This is a genomic window from Stenotrophomonas sp. Marseille-Q5258, assembly GCF_946900935.1.
Lineage (GTDB): Bacteria > Pseudomonadota > Gammaproteobacteria > Xanthomonadales > Xanthomonadaceae > Stenotrophomonas > Stenotrophomonas nematodicola.
Window position 1 is genome coordinate 19554 of record NZ_CAMPPN010000002.1, and the last position, 11543, is coordinate 31096.

The window sequence follows — 11543 nt, forward strand, 5'->3', positions numbered from 1 at the left end:
CACCGGGCCGCTTGACACGGGCAGCTCCGGCGTGATTCCTCTAATAGGCAGGAAAGCTGAACGCCCGGCGCATACCCGGGCGTTCAGTTTATGGATATCGCCCGCTGCCCTTCACTAATGCGGCCATTTGCTCCACCCTAGCGCCCTCCCCGGGCTGCTGCCCATAGAAATAGACGCCATGCCCAAGCACCTGCTCATCGTCGAATCGCCTGCCAAGGCCAAGACGATCAACAAATACCTCGGCAAGGACTTCACCGTCCTGGCCTCGTATGGGCATGTGCGCGATCTGGTCCCGAAGGAAGGCGCGGTCGATCCCGACAACAACTTCGCGATGCGCTATGACCTGATCGAGAAGAACGAGAAGCATGTCGATGCGATTGCCAAGGCCGCCAAAGGGGCCGACGACATCTTCCTGGCGACCGATCCGGATCGCGAGGGTGAAGCAATCAGCTGGCACATCGCCGAGATCCTGAAAGAACGCGGGCTGGTCAAGGACAAGCCGATGCAGCGCGTGGTCTTCACCGAGATCACGCCGCGCGCCATCAAGGAAGCCATGAGCCAGCCGCGCGCGATCGCCGGCGACCTGGTCGATGCCCAGCAGGCGCGCCGCGCGCTGGACTACCTGGTGGGCTTCAATCTCTCTCCGGTGCTGTGGCGCAAGGTGCAGCGCGGCCTGTCCGCCGGCCGCGTGCAGAGCCCGGCGCTGCGCATGATCGTCGAGCGCGAGGAAGAGATCGAAGCCTTCATCGCCCGCGAGTACTGGAGCATCGATGCCGAGTGCGCGCACCCCTCGCAGCACTTCAATGCACGCCTGATCAAGCTCGACGGCAAGAAGTTCGAACAGTTCACGGTGACCGACGGCGACACCGCCGGGGACGCGCGGATGCGCATCCAGCAGGCCGCGCAGGGCGCGCTGCACGTCACCGATGTGGCCAGCAAGGAGCGCAAGCGCCGTCCGGCGCCGCCATTCACCACCTCCACGCTGCAGCAGGAAGCCTCGCGCAAGCTCGGTTTCACCACGCGCAAGACCATGCAGGTGGCGCAGAAGCTGTACGAAGGCGTGGCGATCGGCGATGAGGGCACGGTTGGCCTGATCTCGTACATGCGTACCGACTCGGTGAATCTGTCGCAGGATGCGCTGGCCGAAATCCGCGACGTGATCGCGCGCGATTACGGCATTGCCGCGCTGCCGGACAAGCCCAACACCTACCAGACCAAGTCCAAGAACGCCCAGGAAGCGCACGAAGCGGTGCGCCCGACCTCGGCACTGCGGACCCCGGCCCAGGTCTCGCGCTACCTCACCGACGACGAGCGCAAGCTCTACGAGCTGATCTGGAAGCGTGCAGTGGCCTGCCAGATGATCCCGGCGACGCTCAACACGGTCAGCGTGGATCTCTCGGCCGGCAGCGAACACGTGTTCCGCGCCAGCGGCACCACCGTGGTCGTGCCCGGCTTCCTGGCCGTGTACGAGGAAGGCAAGGACAACAAGAGCGCCGAGGACGACGATGAAGGCCGCAAGCTGCCGGCGATGAAGCCCGGCGACCGCGTGCCGCTCGAACGCATCCTGGCCGAACAGCACTTCACCCAGCCGCCGCCGCGCTTCACCGAAGCGGCGCTGGTGAAGGCGCTGGAAGAGTACGGCATCGGCCGTCCGTCGACCTACGCCTCGATCATCCAGACGCTGCTGTTCCGCAAGTACGTGGAAATGGAAGGCCGCAGCTTCCGTCCGTCGGACGTGGGCCGCGCCGTGTCAAAGTTCCTGTCCAGCCACTTCACCCAGTACGTGGACTACGACTTCACCGCCAAGCTCGAGGACGAGCTCGATGCGGTGTCGCGTGGCGAAGAGGACTGGATTCCGTTGATGGCCCGCTTCTGGGAACCGTTCAACAAGCTGGTCGAAGAGAAGAAGGAATCGGTGGACCGGGCCGAGGCCAGCGGTGCCCGCGAGCTGGGTACCGATCCCAAGACCGGCAAGCCGGTCAGCGTGCGCCTGGGCCGTTTCGGGCCATACGCGGCAATCGGCAGCACCGCCGAAGATGCCGAAGACAAGCCGAAGTTCGCCTCGCTGCGTCCCGGCCAGTCGATGCACACCATTTCGCTGGAAGACGCGCTGGAACTGTTCCTGATGCCGCGTGCGCTGGGCCAGGACAACGGCGAAGACGTCAGCGTCGGCATCGGTCGCTTCGGGCCGTTCGCCAAGCGTGGCAGCACTTACGCCTCGCTGAAGAAGGAAGATGACCCCTATACGATCGATCTCGCCCGAGCGGTGTTCCTGATCGAAGAGAAGGAAGAGATCGCACGCAACCGGATCATCAAGGAGTTCGAAGGCAGCGAGATCCAGGTGCTGAACGGTCGCTTCGGCCCGTACCTCAGCGACGGCAAAATGAACGGCAAGATCCCCAAGGATCGCGAGCCCGCCTCGCTGACCCTGGCCGACGTCCAGCAGTTGATGGAAGAAACCGGCAAGCCGGTGCGCAAGGGCTTCGGCAAGAAGGCCGCCAAGAAGGTCGTGGCCAAGAAGGCCGCGGTCAAGAAGGAGGCTGCGCCGAAGAAGGCGGCGGTGAAGAAGACGGCGACCAAGAAGGCCGCCACGAAGAAGGCCGCCCCCCGCAAAACGGCCGCCAAGAAGGCCGTGAAGAAGACGGTGGCCAAGAAGGCCGTCGCCAAGAAGGCCTGACCCCCGGTAGCACCCGATGAACGTACTCACCCCGGACACCGCCCTGCCTGCGCTGCGCGCTGGCGGGGTGATCGCCTACCCCACCGAAGCGGTGTGGGGCCTGGGCTGCGATCCCGGCCACGAAGCGGCGGTGATGACGCTGCTGACGATCAAGCAGCGCCCGATCGAGAAAGGCATGATCCTGGTCGCCGCCGATACCGCCCAGCTCGACGGCTGGGTGGACCTGGAGGCGCTGCCCGCCGCGCGCCTGGCCGAGGTACGGGCCAGTTGGCCCGGCGCCAACACCTGGATCGTACCGGCCGGCCCACGCGCCCCGCGCTGGATCACGGGCGAGCACACCGGCATCGCCGTGCGGATCAGCGCCCACCCGCTGGTGGCCGCGCTGTGTCGCGCCTGGGGCGGGCCGCTGGTATCCACCAGCGCCAACCTCGCCGGCCAGCCGCCGGCACGCCAGCGCGGCGAACTGGACCCGGCCCTGCTGCCCCTGCTGGCGGGCATCGTCGACGGCGCCACCGGCGGCCTGGCCCAGCCGACCCCGATCCGCGACGCACTCAGCGGCCAGGTGCTGCGCAGCTGAGCCGGCCGCCTGCGCCGGGTTTTGCGCGGGCCGCGGCAAAGCCGCACACTGTGGTCATGCGCCCCCGCCCTGCCCTGTGGTTGCCGTTGTTCCTGCTGCTCGGTCCCGGCCCGGCCGGTGCCCAGCAGGATGCCAGCGTGCGCATCTACCGCTGCGTGGGCAGCACGGGCGCGGTGTCGCTGCAGGATGCCCCGTGCAGCACCGGCAAGCAGGAAGTGCGCGACATGCAGCGCCCGCGCGACCCGGCCCCGCGCGTGGTCCGCAGCGATGCCGATCCGGCCACGCCCGCGGCCACCCGCGCGCCCGAGCGTGAGGTTCGCCACGTGTACGTGCAGCCACCACAGCCGATGTATGAATGCGTCACCAGCGACGGCGACCGCTACGTCAGCGACAGCAATGAGGGCAACCCGCGCTGGGTGCCGGTGTGGACCGGTGTGTATCTGCCCTATCCGCCTGGTCGGCCGGGTCCGCGTCCGCCGGGTGGCGGCCGGCCACCACCGCGCCCGCTGCCACCGGTGGTGCCGATGGACAGCGGCTCGGTGACCTCAAGCGGCGGATCGGTGTCGATCTCGGGGCAGGGTTCGCATGTCGGCGGCCGTCTGGCGTTCGGCGGCGGCAGTTCGCAGTGGGAGGGCAACGGCTATCCGCGGCCCGGCTACGGCGGGCTGGAGATGCCGGCCGGCAACGTGCTGGTCCGCGATGCCTGCCACCCGTTGCCCCAGCAGGACGTATGCTCACGCCTCAACGACCGGCGCTGGGAACTGCAGCGGCGTTACAACAGCGCCCTGCAGAGCGAACGCGATGCGATCAACCGCGAACAGCGCAGCATCGATGCGCGGCTGGACCGCGACTGCAATTGACGCGTTTCGGCGCAAGGAGGCACACATGCAAGAAGCCGATGAAACCACGACCGGCCCGGCCAGCATCATGCTGGAAGATCCCGACGGCAATCCGATCCTGCTCGACCAGCACGTATGAATCCCACCGCATGATGTCTTTCTTTCCGCGCGCCTGCGCGCTGGCCGGGCTGGCACTGATGCTGCCGGCCACGGCCGAGGACGCGGTGTTCTACCGCTGCACGGCCGCCGACGGCGGCCTGACCATCCAGAACGCCGCCTGCCCGCCCGGCAGCCAGCAACGCATCCAGCGCATTGCGATGCCCGCCCGTACGGCCCCCGCCGCCACGCCGGCACCCGCACCAGCGGCGTCACCGGCGCCCCACGATGCCGCCGTGCCGGTACCGCGTCCAGGGGTGCTTGCACCGGGCGCGCTGCCGGTGCTGCAGGCCGGGCCCGCCGACGACAGCGGCAACGGCATCCTCGACAGCGACACACTGCGCCGCGACGCCGCCACGGCATCGGCCGCCGACGCGGCGGCGCCCAAGGCGCCACTGCCGCCGATCTTCCGCTGCGAGTCCACCGAGCGGGGCACCTACCTGCATGAGCTGGAGCCGGCCCCGCCGATCTGCCTGCTGATGTCGGTGACCGGCCTCGGCGGCGGCAACACACCGGTCAACGCGGCCGGTTGCGAAGTGGTACGCGACACCTGCGAGGCAGTGCCGGAACCGCAACGCTGTGCCAGCTGGCAGCAGCGCTTCCGCGACGCCCGCGGGCGCGAACGCTTCGCCACGGCGGACAATCATGCCGCCGCCACGGCCGAGCGCGAGCGCCTGCATGCGGTCCTGGCCGCCAGCGATTGCGCCGTGCCGGACTGACGCGGGCGCGCTAGAACCCGTAGCGGAGGAAGCCGCCATCCACGGCGATGCACTCGCCTGTGATGTAGCTGGCGGCGGGCAGGCACAGGAACCCCACTGCGGCGGCCACTTCATCGGGCTCGCCGATCCGGCGCATCGGCGTGCGCTCGATCACCTGGTCGTAATAGTCCGGATCGGACAGCGGACCGGAGGTGCGGCGGGTGCGGATGTACCACGGCGCCACCGCGTTGACGCGGATGCCGTCCTCGGCCCATTCCACCGCGAGGTTGCGGGTCAACTGGTGCATCGCCGCCTTGGTCATGCCGTACACCGCGCCGCTGCGGACGTGGGTCAGGCCGGAAACGCTGCCGACATTGACGATCGCCGAGGACGCATGCCGGGTCAGCAGCGGATGGGCGTAGCGCGACAATTCAAACGCCGAGAACAGGTTGGTCTCGAAGATGCCCCGCCATTCGTCCTCGGTGTACTCGATGGCCGGCTTGGTGATGTTGCCGCCGGCGTTGTTGACCAGCAGGTGCAGGCCATCGGTGTGGTCTTCCACCCAGTCGAGGATCTCGCGGCGGTCCTCGTCGTCGGAGACATCGGCGGCCAGGCCGTGGATCTCGCGATCGGGGAAGGCATCGGCCAGTTCATCGCGCGCCATCTCCAGCGCATCGGCGTCGCGACCCACGATCAGCAGGTCGGCACCGAACCCGAGCAGCTCCCGCGCGATCGCCAGGCCGATGCCGGCACTGGCGCCGGTGATCAATGCGGTCTGTCCATCCAATCGCCAACGTTGCGTGCTCACGGTGTTCTCCTGCCGATGGGCCGCGCGGCGGCCGTGGAATCGTCTGTGCGGGCACCACACGGCGCCCCGGGCGACAGGATAACGCGCATGCGCATCCTCACACAGGCCGCGCCGGGCGGTGCGACACTGCCGTCTCCGCCCGTGTGTGTTGCGAGGTTGCCATGTCCCTGCGAACCCTCCTGTTGCTGCCGACGCTGCTCCTGCTGGGCGCGTGCAACCGTCCAGCGCCAGCGCCCCCGGACACCCCGCCCGAACCGCAGGCCACGCAGATGCGCGATGCGATCCAGCGGCCGCTGGATCGCGCCAAGGCCGCACGCGACATGCTGGAAAAAGCACCGGACCTGGATGCCGCCGAGCGCGCCGCCACCGACACCCCGGCAACGCCGGCTCCGCCGGTATCGCGCTGACTGCGGGGTCGCAGCGTCGCGCCCTGTCCGGACGGCTGGCGCCGAGCGGACCCCTGAAAAAAAAAGCCCGGCGTTTGCCGGGCTTTTTGATTTCACGCTGAAGCGGTCAGAAGCCGCAGAAGCAGTACGCCAGCGCCTTGACCGGTGCGCTGCCGCGCGGATCGCGCGCCGCGTCTTCGACGAAGCGCAGCTGGGTATCCAGTTCCGGCATCGACCGGGCCAGCATCATGCGTGCCATGCCCGACTCGCTGAGCATGTAACCGCCCATGCGGCTGCCGGCAAACCCGCTGACGAACTGCGCGAACGGCGTGGCACCCTTCTCGATGTAGCGCACGCGGTACGCATCGCTCTTGCCGAGCTTGGCACGCCCTGCCGCGTCGACGACCGCCTCCTTCAGCCCGCCGAACGCGTCGACCAGCCCGCGCTCCTTGGCCTGGGCGCCGCTCCACACGCGACCACGGGCCACCTCATCGACGGCCTCGACCGGCTTGCCGCGGGCCTCGGCGACCTTGCCGGTGAAGTCGGCGTAGCCCTTGTTGATCACCGACTGGATGACCTGGCCCACGGCCGGGTCCATCGGGCGGGTGATGTCGTAGGCACCGGCGAAGCGCGTGGTGCCCACACCGTCGGTGTGCACGCCGATCTTGTCCAGCGAACGGCTGACATTGGGGATCATCCCGAAGATGCCGATCGAACCGGTGATGGTCGAGGCGTCGGCATAGATGCGATCGGCGTTCATGCTGATCCAGTACCCACCCGAGGCGGCCAGGTCACCCATCGACACCACCACCGGCTTGCCGGCGGCCTTCAGCGCGACCACTTCGCGACGGATCTGCTCGGAGGCGAACACTTCACCGCCGGGCGAATCCACGCGCAGCACCACGGCCTTCACATCCTTGTCGTCGCGCGCTTCGCGCAGCAGCGCGGCGGTGGACTCGCCACCGATGCGGCCGGCCGGCAGGTCGCCGCCGGAGATCTCGCCGGCAGCCACCACCACTGCCACCTGCGGACGCGCATCCACCGGCGAACGGCGGGTGTCGAGCAGCGCCAGGTAGGCGTCCATGTTGACGTTGCGGTAGCCACCGTCGGCGTCGCCATCGGCCACACCACGGTCGGCCAGCAGGTCCTCCACTTCCTCGCGGGTCTTCAGGCCATCGACCAGCTTCTGCTGCAGGGCGAACTTGGCCAGGTCGCCACCGGCGGCGGCCACGCCTTCGGGCATGGTGTCGATACCGGCTGCCAGCTGCGCGGCATCCAGCTTGCGGGCCTTGGCGATGTCGCCGAGGTAGCGCTGCCACACGTCGTTCATCCAGAACAGGTCCGCTTCCTTGGCCTGCGGCGACGCGGCGTCGAGCACGTACGGCTCCGCGGCGGACTTGAACTCGCCCACCTTGAACAGGTGCACGTCCACGCCCAGCTTGTCCTGCAGGCCGGTGCGGAAGTACTGCCGGTAACGGCCGAGGCCTTCCAGCACCACCGAGCCCATCGGATCGAGATAGACCTCATCGGCCTGCGAGGCCAGCAGGTACTGCGACTGGCTCATGTTCTCGCTGAAGGCCACGACCTGCTTCTTGGCCGCGCGCAGGTCCTGCAGCGCCGCGACCACTTCGCGCATCGAGGCGAAACCGCTCGGCTGCAGTTTGTCCAGCTGCAGCACCACGCGCTCGATCTTCTTGTCGTCGCGGGCCGCTTCGATGGCACGGATCAGGTCGCGCAGCTGCACTTCCTCGGCGCTGTTGTCGCCCACGGCGCGGGCCAGCGCGCGGCTGACCGGATCGGCGCTGAACTGCTCCACCAGGCGGCCTTCCGGCGCGATCACCAGCGTGGTCCGGTCCTGCAGCGGCTTGCTGGCCCCGGCGCCCTTGCCCATCGCGACGATGAACACAATCAGCAGCAGGAACAACAGACCGAAGAACAGCAGGTTGAGGATCAGCCTGCGGGTAAAGTTCATCACATCCCACAGCCCGATGAAGAAGCTGGCGACGGGATTGCGACGCGCGGGTTGGTTCATGGAAAACTCCAGGTTGGCTTCTTGCCGTATTGCCAGAATAGCCGGTGCCGGCGGATCCGGCATCGGACACAAGTCAGGGTGACGCCTGGGCGAGCCCGATGCGGCGGCTGCTGACGCGAAGACGCCAGGCCATCAGGATCGCCGCCGCGGTCAGGCCCAGGATCAGGCCCAGCCACATGCCCTGCGGCCCCATGCCCAGCCCCAGGCCCAGCCCGGCGCCGAGCGGCATGCCCAGCCCCCAGTACGAGAACATGGCGATGAACATCGGCACCCGGGTGTCCTTGAGACCGCGCAGCGCGCCGGCCGAGAGCACCTGGATGCCGTCCGGGAACTGGAACGCGGCCGCGTACAGCAGCAGCGTGGAGGCCAGGGCGGCCACGCCCAGGTCGGCGGTGTAGACGCCGACGATGGCGTCGTGGCCGAACAGCAGCACCAGCGCCGACAGCGTCTGCGTGCCCAGAATGATCACCAGACCGGCATTGGCCGCGCGCCGCACGCCCAGCCCGTTGCCGCTGCCGACCGCATGGCCCACGCGCACGGTGGTGGCCTCGGCTACGCCCATCGGGATCATGAAGCACAGCTGGGCCACGTTGATTGCGATCTGGTGCGAGGCTGCTTCGGTGGCGCCGAGGCGGCCGATCAGCAGAGCGGTGACGATGAACAGACCGCCTTCCATCAGAACGGTGATGCCGATCGGCAGGCCGGTACGCAGCAGGTCCCAGATTGCCGCCCAGCGCGGCAGCTCAACGTGCGAGAACAGCTGCAGGTGGGCGAAGCGCCTGGTTTTCCACAGGTAGCCGGCAAAGCACAGCGCCTGGAGCCACATCATCGTCGCCGAGGCGATGCCCAGCCCTTCGGCGCCCATTTCCGGGAAACCGAGCTTGCCGTAGCAGAGCACATAGCCCAGCGGCGCCAGCACCAGCAGGCCGCCGAAGCCCAGGATCATGGTTGGCAGCGTCCAGTGCATGCCCTCGCTGAGATAGCGCATGCAGAAGTACAGCGTCAGTGCCGGGCCGCCCCAGCGCACCGCATGCAGGAACGCGGTCGCACCGGGCACGATGTCCGGCGCGATGCCGAATGCCGGCAACAGCGGCGGTACCACCGTGAGGAAGGCGAACATGATCAGGCCCAGGCCGAGCGCCAACCACAGCGCCTGGCGGAACAACGGACCGATCTCACGCTCGCGTCCGGCACCGTGCAGCTGCGACACCGACGCGGTCAGCGAGATCAGGGTGCCGATCGGAATCAGCATCGGCAGCCACAGCAGCGCGGTACCGATGGTGACCGCGGCGAGCGTCTGCGTGCCGTGGTGGCCGGCGATGACGTTGTCGACGAACGAGATCAGGCCGGTGGAAACGTGGCCGAGCACCAGCGGCAACGCAAGCAGACCGGTGGCGCGCACTTCCCGGGAAAGGCGCGGCGTGGGGGTAGCGATGGACATGGGGATCACAGACGGCAACTACGGTCGCGCGCGGAGGGCACAGGCACCGGGTTGCGGCCCGCCATCTTACGCGCGCGGCATGACAAAACCCACGATGCCAAGTGAATGGGCGCGCGGTGTCAGTGGCCGACGTGCTGCTTCAGCCACGCATCGCGGGCGCCCGGCGCCAGCGCCAGGAACTGGCTGCGCACCTGCTCCCGTTCCTGCGGCGGCGTGCGCTGGGCGATCAGGCTGAGCTGGGCGAGCTGGTCCACGCTGAGCTGGCGCAGGACCGCCAGCGCCGGTTCGCGCTGCTCGGCCGGCAGGTAGCCGAACAGGCCCTGCAGCTTCGGGAACGATTGGCCGAGGTGCGGCCCGAGCAGCCAGCCATCACGGAAGCGCTGGTCCTGCTGGGCGAAACGCTCGCGCAGGGTCTGCTGCTGGGCCGGCGTGAGCGCGGCAATGCGGCGTGCCCCGTCGCGGACACGGGCGCGCTCGGACTCGGGCAGCGACTGCCAGATGGCATAGCGGGCGCGCAGCTCGGCCAGCTGGGCCGGGTCCAGCGCGCTGGCGGTGGTCGGAATGGCGGTGCGGGTGGCCGGCACCGGCGTGGCCTCCGACGGCAGCGGCAATGGCACCGACGTCGCCGCCGCAGGGACCGACAGGGTCGCGGCCAGGCAGGCCATCAGCAGGATCGGCTTATTCATCGGCGCCTGCCGTCTCCAGGCCGGCGGTAGCGGGTTCAGGGCGGCTGGGTTGCGGCTGTGACTCGTCCACCGGCACCGGGCCGCCCGCGGCGAACCAGGCGTACAGATCGGCATCGCGGGCCACCGCCAGGTCCGGATCGGCGAGCATTGCCGCATCGCTGGCCGCATGGGCGGCGGCGGCGGGCGCGATGGTCGGCGGATCGGCCTCGGGCAGGGCTTCGGTGCTGACCGGATTGTCCACGGCCACCGCGCCGTCGGGCACGCTGGCGGCCGGATCGACCGCGGAACGGCTGTGCTTCCACCACGTGGCCCCGCCCAGCAGCGCGGCCACCGTCCCCGCCACGATCACCAGGCCGCGCCACGGCACACGGCGCCCCTGGCGGCGGGCCCGGACGCGGGGTGCCGGTGCGGCGTCGGTCTTGACCGGGGTGCGCCACGACGCCGCATCGCTGGGCGCGGCGGGCGCCGCCACCGGCTGCTGCAGGCGCTGCAGGCGCGTGGCCGGCACCTCGCGCAGGCGCTGCTGGACCTGCTCGGCCAGCGCGCGCCAGCCGGCTGCGTCGGGATGGCCCTGGGCATCGCGCGGGCACGCCTCGGCCAGCGCCTGCTGGTAATCGGCGACCGGCAGATCCAGGATCTGTGCCGCAGCGGCCTCGTCCAGGCCCCCGCCGACACGCAGCAGCAGCGCCAGCCGGGCCGGCGGTGCCAGCGTCGGCAGATGGGCCAGCCCGGGCGGCCACTGTCCCCCCGCAGCGGGCACGCGGATCGGGTGGCGGTGCGCCAGCAGGATCCAGAACCGGTCCGGCCATTGGGCCATCGGCACATCGCTGGCGATGCCGGCAAAGGCGCGCATCACCGCCACCAGTGCCTGCTCGGCCACGGTGGGGTCGCCACACTGCAGCTCGGCCACCACCAGGGCACGGCGTTCAACGCCGCGGAGAAACGCCGACAGCGCACCGGCTGCAGTAGAAGAAACGGGGGCGGTCGCAGCCGTCATAGCAACTCCATCAAGTGGGGAAATGATAGCGATTGCGCCGGCCCGTCGGGCATGCCGATGTAGTTGACATGTGAAGGCCCATGCCGACCTCGATGTCGCAATCAGCCGCAGGTTGTGCACAGCACCAACGAAATCGGCAGGAAGTGGCAGCGCCTCACGGGACCGGGGGATGTTTCAACTTTGTTTCACAGGTATCTTGTTGTTTTTATTGACTATTGTTATGTGGCTATTTTTTGACCAATCCGA

10 protein-coding genes are annotated in these 11543 nt (G+C 68.9%); 5 read left to right on the plus strand and 5 right to left on the minus strand.

The features are described 5' to 3' along the window. Positions 1-178 precede the first annotated feature (178 nt). From OC534_RS01335 to OC534_RS01350, 4 genes are all read left to right on the plus strand, one after another. Positions 179-2677, plus strand: a complete 2499-nt coding sequence (locus OC534_RS01335) for a DNA topoisomerase I (protein WP_262071244.1) — start codon at positions 179-181, stop codon at positions 2675-2677. Positions 2678-2693: 16 nt separating this feature from the next. Next, positions 2694-3254, plus strand: a complete 561-nt coding sequence (locus OC534_RS01340; RefSeq protein WP_136004474.1) for a Sua5/YciO/YrdC/YwlC family protein — start codon at positions 2694-2696, stop codon at positions 3252-3254. 56 nt (positions 3255-3310) lie between these two features. Continuing rightward, positions 3311-4114: a DUF4124 domain-containing protein gene (locus OC534_RS01345; protein WP_136004476.1), complete on the plus strand. Its 804-nt coding sequence runs from the start codon at positions 3311-3313 to the stop codon at positions 4112-4114. Positions 4115-4242: 128 nt separating this feature from the next. Beyond that, positions 4243-4968 (plus strand): DUF4124 domain-containing protein, encoded by a 726-nt coding sequence (locus tag OC534_RS01350; protein ID WP_316044047.1) that lies wholly within the window; start codon positions 4243-4245, stop codon positions 4966-4968. Positions 4969-4978: 10 nt separating this feature from the next. On the opposite strand, the gene OC534_RS01355 is transcribed toward OC534_RS01350, so the two are convergent. After that, complete coding sequence (locus OC534_RS01355; RefSeq protein ID WP_136004477.1) at positions 4979-5755, minus strand: SDR family oxidoreductase; 777 nt, start codon at positions 5753-5755, stop codon at positions 4979-4981. A 161-nt stretch (positions 5756-5916) separates the two neighbouring features. On the opposite strand from OC534_RS01355, the gene OC534_RS01360 reads away from it, so the two are divergent. Further along, entirely contained in the window at positions 5917-6162 is a 246-nt protein-coding gene (locus tag OC534_RS01360; RefSeq protein WP_136004479.1) for a hypothetical protein, read from the plus strand. Positions 6163-6268: 106 nt separating this feature from the next. On the opposite strand, the gene sppA is transcribed toward OC534_RS01360, so the two are convergent. The 4 genes from sppA to OC534_RS01380 all read right to left on the minus strand — a co-directional run bounded on the left by sppA (position 6269) and on the right by OC534_RS01380 (position 11297). Further along, a complete protein-coding gene (gene sppA / locus OC534_RS01365) occupies positions 6269-8173 on the minus strand; it encodes a signal peptide peptidase SppA (RefSeq protein WP_136004481.1) in 1905 nt (634 codons plus the stop codon). A gap of 73 nt (positions 8174-8246) precedes the next feature. Continuing rightward, positions 8247-9614 (minus strand): MATE family efflux transporter, encoded by a 1368-nt coding sequence (locus OC534_RS01370; RefSeq protein ID WP_136004483.1) that lies wholly within the window; start codon positions 9612-9614, stop codon positions 8247-8249. A gap of 119 nt (positions 9615-9733) precedes the next feature. Next, the gene (locus OC534_RS01375) at positions 9734-10300 is read right to left on the minus strand and encodes a DUF3106 domain-containing protein (protein ID WP_136004485.1); all 567 of its coding nucleotides are present in this window, start codon (positions 10298-10300) and stop codon (positions 9734-9736) included. Then, positions 10293-11297: a hypothetical protein gene (locus tag OC534_RS01380; protein ID WP_153164832.1), complete on the minus strand. Its 1005-nt coding sequence runs from the start codon at positions 11295-11297 to the stop codon at positions 10293-10295. Before OC534_RS01380 ends, OC534_RS01375 begins: the two co-directional genes overlap by 8 nt. Positions 11298-11543 lie beyond the last annotated feature (246 nt).